Below are 18,045 nucleotides of genomic sequence, written 5' to 3' on the forward strand. Positions count from 1 at the left end.
TTACTCAGTGCCATGCTCTTCCCGAACAGAACCCTGTTCCACGTGGAACAACCTCAGGTCGCTTGTCGACCCAGACCAGAGATCCAATAGATCCCTCCGCTCTACGCCGGTGACGAAAATCTGCGCACCGAGAGCGCTGAGCTTTTCACAAACCTGCTGTCTGTGTTTAATATCCAGTTCTGCCGGTAGATCGTCTATCAAATAAAGGCCGGACCGACCGGTCTTATTATAAAAAAGATAACCTTGAGCAACTTGCATAGCCGTCGCCAGCACTTTTAACTGCCCGCGGGAAAGTATATCGCTGGCATTTTGTTTCTTTATCCTGATCCGCAAATCTGCACGGTGGGGACCATGGTGGGTAGTCTTTAGCAGGCGATCTCTAGGGCGATCTTTCAGCAGCACCTCTGCCAAACCCATTGTCTCATCCCAGCCGGGATGCACGGCGAACTCCACGTCCCCCAACCCCTCAGACAACTCGCAGGCCAGCTGTTTGACTATGGGTAACAAATCATTGAGATAGGCATTTCTCGAGGTGTTTATCTGTTGCGCGAGATCGACAAATTCTGTATCCCAAACAGCCAACATTTGTTCGTCTATTCTATCATGTCGCATTAACGAATTGCGTTGTTTCAATACACGCTGATAACGCCGCACCAACTGCTTGTAGTTGTGTTCCACGTGGAACACACCCCAATCGATAAATCGACGTCGATATTGTGGCCCTCCACCAATCAGGTCAAAGCCCTCGGCGTTTAAAAGCAACAACGGCAAGGTTTCAGCAAGTGCCGATGCGGCGGCGATCTGTTGTCCATTTATTTTGAACAAGAAATCCCCCTGACGACCGCGAGATACACCAATCGGGGTTGAAACACCGGAGGATTCACGCAGACCATATGCAGTACAGACCTGCTCTTGCGTGTTTATGACGGTATTGAGAACACGGCTTCGGAAGGAACGGCCACGGCCCAACAGAAAGATCGCCTCCAGGAGGCTTGTCTTACCGCTGCCGTTGAGACCGTGGAAAAGATTGACCTGTGGGGAAAGAGACAGCTGAATGTGCTTCAAATTTCTCAATCCGTGCACATGCAACTGTTTAAGATACATTGACTGTGTCTATTGTTATACCCAAACCAGGCACGCCCTATAGGCGCATCGGCATTACCACGTAGACAGCGCCCTCTGCCGCGGGGTCTTCAATCAGCGCACTGCTGTTCGCATCGGACAAAGTAAAGCGGACCTCCTCCCCACGCAAGACATTAAGCACATCAATGACATAACTGACATTAAAGCCTATTTCCAATTCACCAGCATCGTAGTTAACAGCCACGTCTTCCTGGGCCTCCTCCTGCTCCGGGTTGTTCGCGGTCAACGTCAGCAGGCCATCACCGAGGAGCAAACGCACTCCACGGTATTTTTCATTGGAAAGGATCGCGGTGCGACTGAACGCATGCCGCAGTTCTTCCCGCCGTCCGATGAGCTGTTTATTGCCACCCTTGGGCAAGACACGCTGGTAATCAGGATAGGCGCCATCAACCAGTTTTGAAGTAAAACGAAACTCTGGTGTTGAAACCCGTATGTGATTATTGCCAAGTACAACCTGAACCTCAGCATCCTCAGCGAGCAGGCGGGACAGCTCCAAAACGCCCTTGCGTGGTATGATGACCTGTATCACATCGCTGACCAGATTCTCCAGGGGGGCGTCACGCATGGCCAGCCGATGACCATCCGTTGCAACAACCCGCACTCGGCCTTCACCAACCTCAAGTAGCATCCCATTCAGATAGTAGCGTACATCTTGCTGGGCCATGGCAAACGCTGTGCTATCCAGCAATTGTTTGAAGATTTGCTGACTCAGGGAAAACTCCCTGTTACCAGGACCGTCTTCTACACTTGGAAATTCATTTGCCGGAAGCGTCGACAGGGTAAAGCGACTCCTGCCACTCGTGACGGTTGCACGACCCGCATCGACCGAAATAGTCAACTCTGCGCCCTCGGGGAGAGAGCGACAGATATCCATCAACTTTCGACCGGGCACCGTGATTTCACCATCTATAACCGGACTGTCACCCAGATCCAGATAACCAAGAATTTCTACTTCAAGATCCGTTCCAGTTAACGACAAACGGCCGCCACTCAAGCCAATCAGCACATTCGATAGGATGGGCAAGGTCTGACGTCTTTCAACAACGCCAACCACCAACTGTAGGGGCTTAAGAAAATCTTCTCGCGATACGGTGAACTTCATTAGCTATCTTCCAACAAGTAAATAAGGTCGGTTATCTGAGGGCTACTATTATGATCTATCCTGGATTCCGGGAACAGGTTTTGTCACCTGACAGTCAGGTGGTCAATGCCCGCAGGAGTTGTTTAAAATCTTCGCCTATATCGCGACTCGTTTCCTGCAACTCTTTAACCTTTCGGCAAGCATGAAGGACCGTAGTATGATCCCTGCCACCGAAGGCCTCGCCTATTTCCGGTAAGCTGTGATTCGTCAGCTCTTTGGCCAACGCCATTGCTACCTGGCGAGGTCTGGCGATGGACCGGCTTCTGCGTTTTGAAAGAAGCTCTGATAGTTTAACCTTGTAATATTCGGACACCACCCGCTGGATATTGTCGATGGTCACCAACTTGTCCTGCAGGGCCAGTAGATCCCGAAGAGATTCACGAATCAGGTCAATATCTATAGGTCTACCGGTAAAGTGAGCACTCGCTATAACTCTTTTCAGCGCACCTTCAAGCTCACGCACATTTGACCGGATACGCTGGGCAATAAAAAATGCAGCGTCATTCGGCAGCTCAACCTTTGCCTGGTGAGCCTTTTTAATAAGAATCGCTACGCGGGTTTCCAGCTCCGGCGGCTCTACAGCGACTGTCAGCCCCCACCCGAAACGGGACTTGAGGCGCTCTTCAAGGCCGTTTATTTCTTTTGGATAGCGGTCACAGGTCAGGATCATTTGCTGACCACCCTCCAGGAGCGCATTGAAGGTATGAAAAAACTCTTCCTGAGATCGCTCTTTTCCGGCAAAAAATTGAATATCATCAATTAACAGGGCATCCACGGAACGGTAAAAACGCTTGAAATCATTGATGGCGTTTAACTGCAAAGCCTTGACCATATCGGCAACAAAACGCTCGGAGTGCAAGTAGATAATCTTTGCATTGGGTTTCTGCAGACGCAGCGCATTGCCCACCGCATGCATCAGGTGGGTTTTTCCCAACCCGACACCACCATAGATAAAGAGTGGGTTGTAAGAACCGCCAGGGTTTTCAGCAATCTGCTTGGAAGCAGCCAGTGCCAGCTGGTTGGATTTCCCCTCGACAAAGGAAGAAAAGGTAAAAACCTCATTTATATTGCTTTGGTGATTCAGGCCGCCCTCAATACCACTGTTTCTGGAAGCAGCATGTGTCTGTGGGCGGGTCGGTATAGCAGCAGCCACTGGGACTGAAACACCGGCATCAACCTCCAGATCAGGAGATGGCCTCGAAACCGCCGCCCCCTGCTCCCTTTCATGAACACCTGATTCTACGGTGACGGCACATCGCTCCCCGCAAACCTGCTGATAAATATCGACGATTCGATCGAGAAACTTGTCCGATACCCAGTCTTTCACAAAACGATTGGGTGCCAACAGACAGACGCTGTTTGAGGTGGTCGAGCCCTCAGGCTGTGAGGTATCGAGTTTTAGTGGTCTTATCCAGGTATTAAATTGCTGGGCAGGCAACTCTTCCTGAAGATAGCTCAGACACTTTTCCCATAAAATTTGAGCCAAACCAAACCCCTTTTTGCTTTGTAGGCGGCACGAAAATGCGGATACTTCGTGTTGTTTTTATGGGCCCAGTCTAGCGACAAAAGGTCCGGTTATCCACACCTATCTGTTATTGCTTTAACAGGCAATAAACCCACTATATTTATATTTATCAGTAAGTTATATAATACAAGAGGTTTTATGTTATACACAGAAAAAATATTTGTAATGGTTGTTTTTTAATCAAACCCTGTGGATAACCTGTTATCAAAATGTGTGTTTACTGGGGATTTGCTGTCAAAGAGATAATATGAGCGGGCGCCGTTACTGGCCTGCAGTGATTAATGACTGTCCATCAAAAACAAGTCATTTTCCGATGCAAAAACTGGAAAAAATTTCACCCAGTAGATCATCCGAAGTAAATTCTCCTGTGATTTCGGCCAGACACTGCTGGGCCAAACGCAAGTCTTCGGCAAGCAGCTCGCCCGCACCAGCCTCATTGAGTTGTTTTTCGCCGCTACACAGATATTGTTGGGTGCGCTGCAGCGCATCGAGGTGACGCCGTCTGGCGGTAAACCCCCCCGCCTCACTGCCCGAATAATCCATGCACTGCTTGAGATGATCAACCAGATAATCCAGACCATGGCTCTGTTTGGCTGAAAGCGTCACCACCGGATGCCCCCGATTCTCTGTAATGCCCACCGGAATCTCTGACGCATCCGCTTTGTTCAGGATGAAACTGATATTTTCGGCTTGCGGAAACCTGTTGAAATACTCCGGCCAGTTCTTTTGTGGATCCAGCGAGTAGGGTTGACTGCTGTCCACCACAAACAGAACCCGATCCGCTTCTTCTATTGCCTGCCATGCCCGACGAATACCTTCCCGCTCAATGGGATCAGCCGACTCGCGCAAGCCCGCCGTGTCGATGACATGCAGCGGCATCCCATCCAGGTTGATCTCCTCCCGCAATAAATCCCTGGTAGTCCCCTCTATGTCGGTGACGATGGCACTGTCCCTACCCGACAGCGCATTGAGCAAACTGGACTTGCCGGCATTGGGCTTGCCTGCAATAACGACCGTCATACCCTCTTTCAGCAGAGCACCCTGTGTTGCTTGATGAAAAACCTCATCAAGCCGGGTAACGATCTCATGCAAATCTGCACTGACCCGGCCATCAGCCAAAAAGTCGATTTCCTCCTCGGGGAAATCAATGGCCGCTTCCACATAAACCCGCAGACCGGTCAATGCCTCCAGTAATTGGTGGATCTTTGTGGAAAAGGCCCCCTGCAGAGAACGGACTGCACAACGGGCGGCCTGTACCGAGGTGGCACTAATGAGATCGGCAATGGCCTCGGCCTGGGTCAGATCGAGCTTGTCGTTGAGGAATGCGCGCTGCGAAAACTCACCGGGCAAGGCGAGCCTGGCACCCAGCTCAACGGCGCGCTGTAGCAGCATATCCATGATGACCGGACCCCCATGCCCCTGCAGTTCGAGCACATGTTCTCCGGTAAAGGAATGGGGTGCAGGAAAATAGATCGCCAGACCGCGATCAATAACCTGATGATTGCCGTCGTGAAAGTCTGTAAAAACGGCTTTGCGCGGTTCCAGGCTCTTCCCAATCAACCCGTCGACAAAGGGGCCCAGTGCGGCCCCCGAAATACGTATCACGCCGACCCCACCGCGGCCCGGTGGAGTCGCCACTGCGACAATAACATCCTGATCGTGACTGGGGCTGTTCATGTATCACCAAAAAGGCTCCCGGAGGAGCCTTGAAGTATCTATTTCTTTTTCGCCGAAGCTGCTTCTATCTGACGGGTGATCATCCACTGTTGAAGGATCGAAAGAAGATTGTTTACTGTCCAGTAAAGCACCAACCCGGCCGGAAAAAACATAAAGAAAAAAGTAAAGGCAATTGGCATCATTTGCATGATTTTTGCCTGAGTGGGGTCTGGAGGCGTGGGGTTCAGTTTCTGTTGAATAAACATACTGGCACCCATTAACAACGGCAGGATAAACAGCGGATCCTTGACGGATAAATCCTGAATCCAGAGTATCCAGGGTGCATGTCGCAACTCCACACTCTCAAACAATACCCAATAAAGCGCAATGAATACCGGCATCTGTACCAGGATAGGCAGGCACCCGCCCATGGGATTGACCTTTTCCCGCTTGTACAGGTTCATTGTCTCCTGGGAGAGCTTCTGGCGATCGTCCCCGTAAAGATCTTTCAGGCGCAGCATTTCGGGCTGCAATCGACGCATGTTCGCCATGGAACGATAGCTGGTAGCAGAGAGCTTATAGAATGCCGCCTTAATGAAGATGGTCAAAAGAATGATCGACCAACCCCAGTTGCCGATCAGTTCGTGCAGCTGGTTGAGCACCCAGAACAGGGGTTTGGAAACCCACCAGAGCCAACCGTAGTCCACGGTCAAATCAAGGTAAGGGGAAATCTTCTCCAGCCTGTATTGATCCTTGGGGCCAGCGTAAAATGCGGCCTTGAACTCCCCGGTAGTGCCGGGTTCAACTGAGGTCTGAGGCGAAGTAAAACCGATGGCGTAAAGATCCTGGTTGCCAAGCTGACGCAGGGAAAAGGTGTTGGTCGTTGATTGATCCGGGATCCAGGCACTGATGAAATAGTGTTGAATCATTGCAACCCAGCCACCTGTCAGGCTGTCCTTGAAAGGTTTTTCAGCGAGATCGCCGAAATCGAGTTTTTTGTAGTTGTCTTCCGTTGTGCGCAACGCTGCGCCAACATAGGGGTTCATTCCCATTCCGGTGGACACCTGGGGCTCATGGCTATCGCGCTTGATCTGGCCAAACAAGCCCGCCTTCCAGGTATCAGTACCCCGATTGTCAACAAGATAGCTCACCTGGATCAGGTGGTTGCCCCGGGTAAAACTGAACCGTTTAGTGATGATGACGTCATTCTGCTGGAAAACCATGTCAACCTGAAGCTGGTCAGCATCTCCAGCGAGTTGATAGTCATTTCTTGTGGCCTTGAAAAGCGGACGCCCTTCACTGTTGTCTGTCCCGTCGGCGCCAATCAGGCCACTTTGTGCAATGTAAGTCGTACTGGCTGTCTGGTTGAGCAGCACAAAAGGCGAGGAATCCTCTTCCAGCTCAGTCAGATGTTCTGGCAACGCCACCCGAACGATATCGCCACCCCGGGTATCGATCAGTACATTGAGCACATCAGTGGATACAGATAACAGGCGGTCTGTCGTTGTTTCGGGTACGGTCGACTCAACGGATGTTGGCGTTACCGGGGAAGTATCATTTTGTAGTGCAGGTATTTCGTTATTAGCAGAAGTCGGTGTTGTGTCGCTGGGTATTTGCGCCGTTTCCGGGGCTAAAACAGTTTCTTCAGAAACAGGACTCTGATTGACCTGTTGAGAGCTCTGAAAGGTATCCCACTCAAGAAACAACATATAAAGCACTACCAGCATGCCAGCTATCAGTAATGAACGTTGCCAATCCATAGTCATTTAACTCTTTTCTTTTTCAGATTGTGGTACGGGATCATAGCCACCCGTGTGAAAGGGGTGACACTTTAACAGACGCTGAAACCCAAGATAGACACCCTTTGAAACACCGTGCACTTTGATTGCCTCTTCTGTATAGCAGGAGCAACTGGGATAAAAACGACAGTTTTTTCCCAACAGAGGGCTTATCAGGTACTGATAGCCCTTGAGCATAGCCAGCAATAATGAACGCATGATTACTGTTCTGCCTGAAGTTTTCGCGATAACCGGCGCCAGCTGTTTTCCAGCAGGTCGGTTTGTTCCCTCGGCGTCAGGCGGTCCATACCCTGACGTGCCAAAAATATTATATCAAGGGAATCAAGGAGATTTTGAGAGTGACGGAAGGTTTCACGGACAACTCGCTTTACACGATTGCGATCTACCGATCGACGAATGTGTTTTTTTGCTACCACGAGACCGAGGCGTGGCTGGCAAAGCCCGTTGGGTTTGGCCAGTAATAAAAGGTTGGGATGTGCAACTTTGTAACAGGTATCAGCAAAAACAGCCTGGTAAGCCCGGGCTGTTAATAGACGCTTGTTTCTGCCAAAAGAGGTCTCGGGCACAGGACTGCCCTGGTCGAGGGTAACAATCAGGCTGCCAGACGCTTACGGCCCTTGGCCCGGCGACGGTTTATTAGCTGACGACCATTTTTTGTTGCCATGCGTGCACGAAATCCGTGGGTACGCTTGCGCTTCAATACACTGGGCTGGAATGTTCTTTTCATGGCGTACTTCCTTAAGCTGGCCTGTTACCTTCAAAGGGCGGGGGATTTTAATGAATATCCAGTGCCAGATCAATCAAAGATCATCCTCTGGACAAAATAACCTTGAAACAAACTTACCCACAGGCTGACAAGTGGTCCAAAGCCGGTTATCCACACCTGTGTTAAAACTGTGGGTAACTCACGGGAAAATCCGGTGGAATACCTATGAACAGAATTGTGGGTAACTCATTATAAATAGAGCCTGTGCACAACTGGCATCTTCGCCCACAGGTTACACAAAGAAAAGAAGCCCTCTCGAAGCAACTTACCAAGTGTTTTACATCACTTGTAACGCATTGATATTAAATCAATATTTTGATATACCCACAGAAAAGCTGTTGTATATATATAACTACTATTTACTAATACCTATATATAAAGAAAATATTTAATCTATTTTAATGGTTGCCTGATGTTCGACTGAACCCGGCAAATGAAATAGGGAAGCTGTGAGCTTGGGGGAGAAACGAAACGGTTAAATGATAGACAATTTACTTTATACTCCCCGCCCTTGCTCAAAAAATCAGAGAACAGTCTTTTGCCCATGAATTACCCGGAAAAGTTCGATGTCATCGTTATTGGTGGCGGCCATGCCGGTACCGAAGCCTGCCTGGCTGCGGCTCGAATGGGCTGCAAGACCCTTTTGCTCACACATAATATTGAAACCTTAGGGCAGATGTCCTGTAACCCGGCGATTGGCGGGATCGGCAAAAGTCACCTGGTGAAGGAAGTGGATGCCCTGGGTGGTGTCATGGCCCGTGCAACGGATCTCAGTGGTATTCAGTTCCGAACGCTCAATGCCCGAAAAGGCCCGGCTGTCAGAGCAACCAGAGCCCAGGCAGACCGTATTTTATACAAGGCAGCGGTTCGCCAAGTTCTGGAAAACCAGCCCAATTTGTGGATTTTCCAGCAGGCAGCTGAGGATCTGATGATGGCCGGCACTCGGGTGAGTGGTGTGGTAACGCAGATGGGATTGCGTTTTGAGGCGAAAACCATTGTTTTGACAGCGGGTACTTTCCTTGCCGGAAAAATTCATATCGGGATGGAAAACTATGCCGGTGGACGGGCCGGGGATCCACCGGCGCTGGGGCTGGCGGCAAAGCTCCGGGAATTGCCCTTGCGGGTCGATCGGCTGAAGACCGGCACGCCGCCAAGAATTGATGCGCGAAGCGTCAATCTTGAGGGACTGCAGGTCCAGTGGGGTGACAAGCCGGAACCTGTCATGTCATTTCTCGGGGATAGCTCGCAGCACCCGCAGCAAACCTGTTGTTACATTACCTACACCAACGAGCGCACGCATGAAATCATTCGTGGTGGAATGGATCGCTCACCGATGTATACCGGTGTAATTGAGGGTGTTGGTCCCCGTTACTGCCCTTCGATCGAAGACAAGGTGGTCCGTTTTGCCGACAAGCAAAGTCATCAGATTTTCATTGAACCAGAGGGGCTGACAACCCATGAGCTCTATCCCAACGGTATTTCAACCAGTCTGCCTTTTGATGTGCAGATGGAGCTGGTTCGCTCAATAGCTGGCTTTGAAAACGCGCATATAACCCGGCCGGGTTATGCCATTGAGTACGATTACTTCAATCCGCAGGATTTGCAGTACTCATTGGAGAGCAAGCATATTGACGGGTTGTTCTTTGCCGGACAGATTAACGGTACGACGGGTTATGAAGAAGCTGCCGCTCAGGGCCTGCTGGCTGGTTTGAATGCCGGACTGCAGAGTCGTGAAATGGCACCATGGTGTCCCCGGCGCGATGAAGCCTACATTGGCGTGCTGGTCGATGACCTTATCACCATGGGGACGCACGAACCCTACCGGATGTTTACCAGTCGCGCAGAATACCGACTGTTGTTGCGGCAGGACAATGCGGACATGCGGCTCACCGAAAAAGGGCGGGAGCTGGGGTTGGTTGACGATGAACGCTGGCAGCGCTTCTGTGAAAAAAGTGAAGCGGTAGCAAGGGAGCAGCAGCGATTGAAGAGTTGCTGGATCCAGCCTGGCAGTCCTCAGGCAGCAATGATTGCCGAAAAAACTGGCTCAGTGCCAATGCATGAATACAGTCTTTTTGAACTGCTGAAACGACCGGAACTGCATTACGACGATATTCAATCACTGCAGGAAGCGCCGTTGCAGGTTGCCGGGGAGGTGGCGGAACAGGTCGAGATAGATGCCAAGTATGCTGGTTATATCGCACGCCAGCAGGAAGAAATTGCTCGTATGCAACGCCAGGAAAACACCCCGATCCCCACCGATTTTGACTTCAGTGCAGTCAAGGGGTTGTCCAATGAGGTGAAACAAAAGCTGATGGCGACACGCCCGGATACCCTGTCGAGGGCCTCCCGCATACCGGGTGTTACACCAGCGGCAATATCTCTGCTGCTGATCTATCTCAAGCGAAAATCCATGGTTGAAAAGAAGATCGCCTCCTAGATGCCGCGTCGGGAACAAATGCTTCGGGATGGGCTGGAAGCTCTGGGTTTACCCCTGGAGGATAGGCAAATCCATGCACTTTTTGCGTACCTGGCGTTATTGCAACAGTGGAATCACGCCTACAATTTGACCGCTATTCGCGATCCCGAAATGATGGTTACCCATCATTTGCTGGATAGCCTCAGTATAGCCAGGCGAGTAAAGGGAATGCGTATTATTGATGTGGGGACCGGCCCTGGGTTGCCCGGTATACCGCTCGCAATATGCTTCCCGGAACGCCAGTTCAGCCTGCTCGATAGCAATGGCAAGAAAACCCGCTTTCTCTTTCAGGTAAAAACCACACTCGGTTTGGATAATGTGCAGCAACGGCAGTCTCGTGCTGAAACCTATCGCCCGGAACAGCCCTTCGATGCCGTCATCAGTCGCGCGTTTACCAGCCTGGCAGGCATGACCGAGAGCTGTGCCCATCTGCTGTCGAAGCATGGGCGTTTCTATGCCATGAAGGGGCAATATCCCGAGCAGGAGTTGAGCGAGCTGCCAAAACACTATAATGTCGTCGGCTCACACCGGCTTGTTGTTCCCGGTATTGAAGGTCATCGGCACCTGATAGAAATTGCGCCCGCCTGAGGACATTGCTTTGAGTCAAACATTTGCCATTGCCAACCAGAAGGGTGGCGTGGGGAAAACCACCACCAGTGTAAATCTGGCGGCTTCATTGGCCAGCTACAACAAACGTATCCTGCTGGTGGATATGGATCCTCAGGGTAATGCCACCATGGGCTGCGGTATCGAAAAAAGCCAGCTGAAAATAACGATCCTGGATGTGCTCACCGGCGACATCAAAACAGAAGACGCTCTGCAGCGCTGTGAGACGGGCAATTTTGATCTGTTACCAGCCAATGGTGACCTCACTGCAGCCGAAGTGGAACTGCTTCGAGTGACCAATAAAGAGAGCCGGTTGCGCCATGCATTGGCCAGAGTGAAAAGCAGTTACGATTACATCGTTATCGACTGTCCCCCGTCGCTCAGTATGCTGACAGTAAACTCGCTGGTGGCCTGTGATGGCGTCATCATACCCATGCAGTGCGAATACTACGCCCTGGAGGGTTTATCGGCGTTGATGACGACGATCGGTAGGATAGGGAAATTCCTCAATCCAAAACTGCAGGTCGAGGGTATATTGCGGACAATGTACGACCCCAGAAATAGTCTGACCAACGAGGTTACCGCGCAGTTGCGAAGGCACTTTGGCGACAAAATCTATCGTATCGCGATCCCGCGCAATGTCCGACTGGCAGAAGCACCGAGCTACGGACAGCCGGCTCTCAGCTATGACAAACATTCCAAAGGTGCGCTTGCTTACCTCGGGCTGGCAGGGGAAATCATTCGCAGAGGCAAATCGGCGAGAGCACAGATTGACAGGGCAGGTTAACGTTATGGTCAGAAGAAAAGGTTTGGGGCGGGGCCTGGATGCACTGTTGGGTGTTGACGAAGACGAGGAGGCTTCAGCTTCTCAACACGTGCCGGAAGGCGATCACCTGAAAGAGTTGCCGCTGGAGTTGATGACCCGTGGCAAATACCAGCCCCGTCGGGATATGCACCCTGAAGCACTGGAGGAGCTCGCCAATTCCATTCGTGTACAGGGGGTTATGCAGCCCATTGTTGTGCGAGCCATTGGGGTTGACAGCTATGAGATTATTGCCGGAGAGCGTCGCTGGAGAGCGGCCCAGCAGGCTGGACTGGAAACCATACCGGCGCTGATCAGGAATGTCTCAGACGAATCTGCCATTGCGATGGCGTTGATTGAAAATATTCAACGCGAAGATCTCAATGCAATGGAGGAGGCCCAGGCACTCACTCGTCTGCAACAGGAATTTGGTCTGACCCAGCAACAGGTGTCCGATGCGGTTGGTAAACCCCGCAGTACGGTAGCGAACATCATGCGCCTGATGAGCCTGGAGGAAGATGTGCAAAAACTACTTGAGCACGGTGATCTTGAAGCAGGCCACGCCAAGGCGCTGCTTGGATTGTCAGGTCTCATGCAGGCTGAGGTGGCCAGAACGGCCGTGGCAAAGGGCTTGACTGTCCGGCAAACAGAAGCGCTGGTGAGGAAGATGCTCAAACCCCCGGTTGAGCAGGAGAAACAGAAAGACAACAGTGATATCAGGGTGTTGCAGGACAAACTATCAGAGCAAATCGGTGTCCCTGTACTGATTGAGCACTCAACCAAAGGCAAGGGAAAACTGACCCTTAAATACAACAGCCTGGATGAGCTGGAAGGTATTCTTGAACACATAAAATAGCGCCAAGCCATAAGCGGCATCAATGGCGGCTATTTATTTCGCGGCGCTCCAAAACCTACCTCGATGGCAAAGTTTAGTTGAATCTACAACTTGTACTACCTATAATTGCCGCCCGTTTGGGTTGGCAAAATTGTCAGCTCAAGCAGAAAGCACGGATGGGGGAGGTGGTGGATGAAAGCTACCATTAAATCTCCGCCGGTAGCTCGAATAGCGCTGGTTCAACTGATGGTTTTGTTGGTTGTGGTGTTAGCTTCGCTACCGGTCGATAGAGTACTGTGCTGGTCCTTGCTGATTGGTGGGGTAATTCAGATAGGCCCACAAGCCTATTTTACCCGACAGACCTTTCGCTATATGGGAGCCAGGCAGACCCCAAAAATAATACGTGCCATATACAGGGGAGAGACGGGCAAATTATTGCTCACGGTTGTGTTGTTTGGTTTGACGTTTAGTTATATGTCGCCAATCAGTCTGCCCGGCGTTTTTCTCGGTTATGGTGCCATGATAATTGTGCAGTGGTTTTGCGTTGCACGGGTATTAAGTCAATCGAGCAATTAGACCTCGCTGGTTTGAGAGATAAAAATGGCAGGCGATACACAACAAACGGGAACAGAATACATCCAGCACCACCTGACCAATCTTACCTATGGTCAGCACCCGGAAAATGGCTGGAGTTTTGCTCACAACGCCCAGGAAGCCTCAGAAATGGGCTTCATGGCAGTTAATGTTGACAGTCTGGGCTGGTCATTTGGTCTGGGCGTAATTTTCCTTCTTTTGTTTCGTTGGGCGGCCAAGCGCGCCACCACCGGCGTTCCATCCGGGTGGCAAAATTTTGTCGAAATGATGGTGGAGTTTGTCGATGGGACTGTAAAAGACAGCTTCCATGGCAGAAATCCCTGGATAGCCCCGATGGCCCTGACAATCTTTGTCTGGGTTTTTTTGATGAACCTGATGGACCTGATACCGGTTGATGTCATTCCCTGGCTAATGCTTCAGGCGGGTGTGCATTTCCAGAAAATCGTCCCCTCCACCGACCCGAATATCACGCTTGGCATGGCATTGGCCGTTTTTGCCATGATTATCTATTACAGTATCAAAGTGAAAGGTGTTGGTGGATTTCTGGGTGAGTTGACCCTGCAACCCTTCTCTGCCAAAAACCCTGTTATACAGGCTGTTTTTGTTCCAATCAATCTGGCCCTTGAACTGGTGGGCCTGCTGGCCAAACCCTTCTCGCTGGGCTTGCGGTTGTTCGGCAATATGTATGCCGGCGAAATGATCTTTATCCTTATTGCGATGATGTACAGCGCAGGTTGGGTATTGGGCACCTTCGGTGGCGCCTTGCAGTTGGGGTGGGCAATCTTCCATATTCTGATCATTACCCTGCAAGCATTTATATTTATGGTTTTGACCGTTGTGTACCTGAGCATGGCACACGAAGATCACTGATTTACTTTTAACTTTACTACTACAGTCATTAGGAGATAAAAATGGAACTCATCTTGGTTGCAGCCGCAATTATGGTTGGTTTTGGTGCCCTGGGTGCCGCAGTTGGTATGGGCTTGCTGGGGGGGAAACTCCTGGAAGGCACTGCTCGTCAACCGGAGCTGGGTCCGATGCTGCAAGGTAAAATGTTCCTTCTGGCAGGCCTGATCGATGCGATCCCGATGATCGGTGTGGGTATCGGTATGTACCTGATCTTTGCGGTTTATGCCGGTTAAGCAACAACAACCCGATTCTTTTTTTAACCCTAGGAACGAGGTGTTGGCGTGAATATTAACCTGACCCTATTCGGGCAGCTGATTTCTTTTCTGTTCTTTGTGTGGTTCTGCAAGAAATTTGTATGGACAGCCATTATCAATGCAATGGAAGAACGGCAGAAGAAAATAGCCGATGGCTTGGATGCTGCCGATCGCGCATCGCGCGATCTGGAGCTGGCCCAAGAAAGAGCCACCGAGCGGCTCAAGGAAGCCAAGCAAGAAGCGGCATCCATACTTGAGCAAGCAAATAAGCGTGCTAACCAGATAGTCGGTGAAGCCAAGGAGCAAGCCCGGGCCGAAGGTGATCGTCTTAAAGCAGCAGCTCAGGCAGAAATCGAACAGGACGTTAACCGCGCGAAAGAAGAGCTTCGTAAAAAGGTTGCCGTGCTTGCTTTGGCTGGTGCTGAAAAAATCTTGCAGGCAAATATCGATGAAAGTGCAAACAGTGCACTGGTCGATAAGCTTGCAGCAGAGCTGTAACCGAGGTTTAACATGGCTGAATTAAGCACGTTGGCTCGGCCCTACGCAAAAGCAGCTTTTGAACATGCTGCGGCAGCGGGAGATCTGCAAAACTGGTCTGATGGTCTTGCTGTAGCCGCTGCTGTTGCACAGCAAAATGTAGTAGACAAACTGTTGAGTTCGCCGACTTACACGGCAGCACAGCAGGCAGAAAAAGTAATAACCGTTTGTGGTGATGCCCTATCTGGCAAGATGCTGAATTTTATTCGGGTTTTGGCAGACAATCATCGTCTTAAGCTGTTACCACAGATATATCAGCAATTTGAGATACTTAAGGCCAATCGCGAAAAAACCGTTGAGGTGAATATCGTGTCAGCCAGAGAAATCAGTGCTGAGCAACAAGAAAAGCTGGCCAGTGCGCTCAGTGCGAAACTGGAACGCACCGTTAACATGCAGGTGTCCATCGACAGCACACTGATAGGTGGTGCCGTGGTACGAGCTGGTGACACCGTCATAGACGGATCCATACGCGGGCGATTGTCAAAACTCGCCGAAGCATTACATTCATAGGATTGAGGACCAGAGCACATGCAGCAACTGAATCCATCCGAGATCAGTGAGATCATCAAAGAGCGTATCGATAGCCTTGATGTTTCCTCTGAGGCGCAAAACGAAGGCACAATCGTTTCGGTATCTGACGGTATTATTCGCATACACGGCCTGGCCGATGTGATGTACGGTGAGATGATTGAATTCGAAGGTGGCATCTACGGTATGGCTCTCAACTTGGAGAGAGACTCTGTCGGTGCTGTTATTCTGGGGGACTATAAAAGTCTGGCCGAAGGTCAAAAAGCCCGCTGTACAGGTCGCATCCTAGAGGTTCCGGTTGGACCAGAGCTGGAAGGTCGTGTACTTGACGCCCTGGGCAGCCCCATCGATGGCAAGGGCCCGCTCAATGCCAAGATGACGGAAGCGCTTGAAAAAGTGGCACCGGGTGTTATTGACCGTCAATCGGTGGATCAACCCGTACAAATCGGCCTCAAGGCAATCGATGCGATGGTACCGATCGGTCGTGGTCAGCGGGAATTGATTATTGGTGACCGCCAAATCGGCAAAACAGCGATCGCAGTAGATGCCATCATCAACCAGAAAGATTCCGGCATTAAGTGTATTTATGTGGCGATTGGTCAAAAGGCCTCTTCCGTTGCAGCCGTTGTGCGCAAGCTCGAAGAGCACGGCGCCATGGCCCACACCATTGTGGTTGCGGCAACTGCGTCCGACCCCGCTGCCATGCAGTATCTGGCACCCTTCGCCGGCTGTACCATGGGTGAGTACTACCGCGATCGCGGCCAGGACGCCCTGATTATTTACGACGATCTGACCAAACAAGCTTGGGCCTATCGTCAGATTTCGCTGTTGCTGCGTCGTCCGCCGGGCCGGGAAGCCTACCCGGGTGACGTCTTCTATTTGCACTCACGTTTGTTGGAGCGTGCTGCACGTGTTAGCGCGGCGTATGTTGAAAAATTCACCGACGGCGAAGTCAAGGGAAAAACCGGTTCACTAACCGCGTTGCCCGTGATTGAAACCCAGGCGGGCGACGTATCAGCCTTCGTTCCGACAAACGTGATTTCGATCACTGACGGGCAGATATTTCTCGAGGCTGATATGTTCAATGCCGGTATCCGCCCTGCCATGAACGCGGGTATCTCGGTTTCACGGGTTGGTGGTGCTGCACAAACCAAAGTCATCAAGAAACTGTCGGGCGGTATTCGTACCGCACTTGCCCAGTACCGTGAGCTTGCCGCCTTCTCTCAGTTTGCCTCTGACCTGGATGAAGCGACCAAGTCTCAGCTTGATCACGGTGAGCGTGTTACGGAGCTGATGAAGCAGGACCAATATTCGCCACAAAGCGTGGCAGAAATGGCCGTGGTGATTTATGCCGCTGACCGGGGTTACCTGAAAGAAGTCGCAGTCAACAAGATTGGTGATTTTGAGCAAGCACTGCTTTCGTATATGAAAGCTGAACACGGTGACTTGCTTGATCAGATCAATCAGACCGGTGACTGGAACGACGACCTTGATGCCAGTTACAAGGCTGCGCTGGATAAGTTCATCAGCACTCAAACCTGGTAATTTCTGATTTGGGCTGACATTGTCAGCCCAAAATGGTGAAAGGCTAAATTATGGCAGTCGGAAAAGAAGTCAAAACAAAAATCAACAGTATTCGTAGCACACAGAAAATTACCAGTGCTATGGAGATGGTTGCTGCGAGCAAAATGCGGCGGGCACAGGAACGTCGCGAGATAAGCAAGCCCTACGCCGACAGAATTCGCTCTGTTGTTGGTCACCTTGCCAATGCGAATGTGGAGTACAAGCATCGCTATATGGAAGAGCGTGAAGTAAAACGGGTGGGCTTTATTATTGTTTCGACCGATCGCGGTCTATGTGGTGGTTTGAATACCAACCTGTTCAAAGAAGTTATCAAGTCAATGAAGTCCTGGTCAAATGAAGGTGTCGAGATTGATCTCTGCGCTTTGGGTAACAAGGCAGCGGCTTTCTTTGGCAGTTACGGTGGCAATGTTGTCGCTACCGTTAAAGATTTGGGTGACCAGCCCTCTGCCAGTGATCTTATTGGCGGCGTGAAGGTGATGCTCGATGGCTACGATAAGGGAGCCATTGATCGCCTTTATCTGGTATCGAATGACTTTATTAATACCATGACCCAAAAACCCGTGGTAGAACAGTTGCTCCCCCTGCTGCCAATCGAAGACGATAAGATGAAGCATCACTGGGATTACATCTATGAACCCGATGCCAAGGATCTGCTCGACGGACTTCTGGTTCGCTATATCGAATCTCAGGTTTATCAGGGTGTGGTTGAGAACAAGGCCTGCGAACAGGCGGCGAGAATGATCGCCATGAAGAGCGCCACCGATAATGCGGGTGATTTGATCAATGAGTTGCAGCTGCTTTACAACAAAGCACGCCAGGCGGCAATTACCCAGGAGCTGTCCGAGATCGTCAGTGGTGCAGCAGCCGTTTAATACAAGATTTTACAGCCT

19 protein-coding genes are annotated in these 18,045 nt (G+C 50.8%); 11 read left to right on the forward strand and 8 right to left on the reverse strand.

Going from position 1 to position 18,045, the window contains the following annotated elements:
* The 8 genes from recF to rpmH form a co-directional block, all read right to left on the reverse strand.
* Nucleotides 1–1,104, reverse strand: coding sequence for a DNA replication/repair protein RecF (gene recF / locus QZ516_RS00790; protein ID WP_297184870.1), 1,104 nt, complete (start codon nucleotides 1,102–1,104; stop codon nucleotides 1–3).
* Nucleotides 1,105–1,141: 37 nt separating this feature from the next.
* The gene (gene dnaN / locus QZ516_RS00795) at nucleotides 1,142–2,245 is read right to left on the reverse strand and encodes a DNA polymerase III subunit beta (protein WP_297184873.1); all 1,104 of its coding nucleotides are present in this window, start codon (nucleotides 2,243–2,245) and stop codon (nucleotides 1,142–1,144) included.
* A gap of 94 nt (nucleotides 2,246–2,339) precedes the next feature.
* Nucleotides 2,340–3,770 (reverse strand): chromosomal replication initiator protein DnaA, encoded by a 1,431-nt coding sequence (gene dnaA / locus QZ516_RS00800; RefSeq protein WP_297184876.1) that lies wholly within the window; start codon nucleotides 3,768–3,770, stop codon nucleotides 2,340–2,342.
* A gap of 342 nt (nucleotides 3,771–4,112) precedes the next feature.
* Nucleotides 4,113–5,486 (reverse strand): tRNA uridine-5-carboxymethylaminomethyl(34) synthesis GTPase MnmE, encoded by a 1,374-nt coding sequence (mnmE, locus tag QZ516_RS00805; protein ID WP_297184878.1) that lies wholly within the window; start codon nucleotides 5,484–5,486, stop codon nucleotides 4,113–4,115.
* Nucleotides 5,487–5,524: 38 nt separating this feature from the next.
* On the reverse strand, nucleotides 5,525–7,225 hold the full coding sequence (gene yidC / locus QZ516_RS00810; RefSeq protein WP_297185516.1) for a membrane protein insertase YidC: 1,701 nt from the start codon (nucleotides 7,223–7,225) through the stop codon (nucleotides 5,525–5,527).
* 6 nt (nucleotides 7,226–7,231) lie between these two features.
* Nucleotides 7,232–7,462, reverse strand: a complete 231-nt coding sequence (gene yidD, locus QZ516_RS00815; protein ID WP_365332480.1) for a membrane protein insertion efficiency factor YidD — start codon at nucleotides 7,460–7,462, stop codon at nucleotides 7,232–7,234.
* Nucleotides 7,463–7,464: 2 nt separating this feature from the next.
* Nucleotides 7,465–7,830 carry a ribonuclease P protein component gene (gene rnpA, locus QZ516_RS12735; RefSeq protein WP_365332483.1) on the reverse strand — a complete coding sequence of 122 codons (366 nt, stop codon included), beginning with the start codon at nucleotides 7,828–7,830 and terminating at the stop codon, nucleotides 7,465–7,467.
* Between the two features lie 26 nt (nucleotides 7,831–7,856).
* Nucleotides 7,857–7,991: a 50S ribosomal protein L34 gene (gene rpmH, locus QZ516_RS00820; protein WP_036858822.1), complete on the reverse strand. Its 135-nt coding sequence runs from the start codon at nucleotides 7,989–7,991 to the stop codon at nucleotides 7,857–7,859.
* Between the two features lie 583 nt (nucleotides 7,992–8,574).
* Between rpmH and mnmG the strand changes: the two genes are divergently transcribed.
* From mnmG to atpG, 11 genes are all read left to right on the forward strand, one after another.
* A complete protein-coding gene (gene mnmG, locus QZ516_RS00825) occupies nucleotides 8,575–10,467 on the forward strand; it encodes a tRNA uridine-5-carboxymethylaminomethyl(34) synthesis enzyme MnmG (RefSeq protein ID WP_297185522.1) in 1,893 nt (630 codons plus the stop codon).
* A gap of 18 nt (nucleotides 10,468–10,485) precedes the next feature.
* The gene (rsmG, locus tag QZ516_RS00830) at nucleotides 10,486–11,094 is read left to right on the forward strand and encodes a 16S rRNA (guanine(527)-N(7))-methyltransferase RsmG (RefSeq protein WP_297185524.1); all 609 of its coding nucleotides are present in this window, start codon (nucleotides 10,486–10,488) and stop codon (nucleotides 11,092–11,094) included.
* A 10-nt stretch (nucleotides 11,095–11,104) separates the two neighbouring features.
* Nucleotides 11,105–11,899, forward strand: a complete 795-nt coding sequence (locus tag QZ516_RS00835) for a ParA family protein (protein ID WP_297184881.1) — start codon at nucleotides 11,105–11,107, stop codon at nucleotides 11,897–11,899.
* Between the two features lie 4 nt (nucleotides 11,900–11,903).
* Nucleotides 11,904–12,770, forward strand: coding sequence for a ParB/RepB/Spo0J family partition protein (locus tag QZ516_RS00840; protein WP_297184884.1), 867 nt, complete (start codon nucleotides 11,904–11,906; stop codon nucleotides 12,768–12,770).
* Between the two features lie 171 nt (nucleotides 12,771–12,941).
* Complete coding sequence (locus QZ516_RS00845; RefSeq protein WP_297184888.1) at nucleotides 12,942–13,325, forward strand: ATP synthase subunit I; 384 nt, start codon at nucleotides 12,942–12,944, stop codon at nucleotides 13,323–13,325.
* A 24-nt stretch (nucleotides 13,326–13,349) separates the two neighbouring features.
* Nucleotides 13,350–14,213, forward strand: coding sequence for a F0F1 ATP synthase subunit A (atpB, locus tag QZ516_RS00850; RefSeq protein WP_297184891.1), 864 nt, complete (start codon nucleotides 13,350–13,352; stop codon nucleotides 14,211–14,213).
* 41 nt (nucleotides 14,214–14,254) lie between these two features.
* Entirely contained in the window at nucleotides 14,255–14,485 is a 231-nt protein-coding gene (atpE, locus tag QZ516_RS00855; protein ID WP_036858829.1) for a F0F1 ATP synthase subunit C, read from the forward strand.
* 48 nt (nucleotides 14,486–14,533) lie between these two features.
* Nucleotides 14,534–15,004, forward strand: coding sequence for a F0F1 ATP synthase subunit B (locus tag QZ516_RS00860; RefSeq protein ID WP_297184894.1), 471 nt, complete (start codon nucleotides 14,534–14,536; stop codon nucleotides 15,002–15,004).
* A 12-nt stretch (nucleotides 15,005–15,016) separates the two neighbouring features.
* Nucleotides 15,017–15,553 carry a F0F1 ATP synthase subunit delta gene (locus QZ516_RS00865; protein ID WP_297184897.1) on the forward strand — a complete coding sequence of 179 codons (537 nt, stop codon included), beginning with the start codon at nucleotides 15,017–15,019 and terminating at the stop codon, nucleotides 15,551–15,553.
* 18 nt (nucleotides 15,554–15,571) lie between these two features.
* Nucleotides 15,572–17,116, forward strand: coding sequence for a F0F1 ATP synthase subunit alpha (gene atpA, locus QZ516_RS00870; RefSeq protein ID WP_297184900.1), 1,545 nt, complete (start codon nucleotides 15,572–15,574; stop codon nucleotides 17,114–17,116).
* A 50-nt stretch (nucleotides 17,117–17,166) separates the two neighbouring features.
* Entirely contained in the window at nucleotides 17,167–18,027 is an 861-nt protein-coding gene (gene atpG, locus QZ516_RS00875; RefSeq protein ID WP_297184902.1) for a F0F1 ATP synthase subunit gamma, read from the forward strand.
* Nucleotides 18,028–18,045: the final 18 nt, after the last annotated feature.

Source organism: uncultured Porticoccus sp. (genome assembly GCF_913061305.1).
GTDB lineage: Bacteria > Pseudomonadota > Gammaproteobacteria > Pseudomonadales > Porticoccaceae > Porticoccus.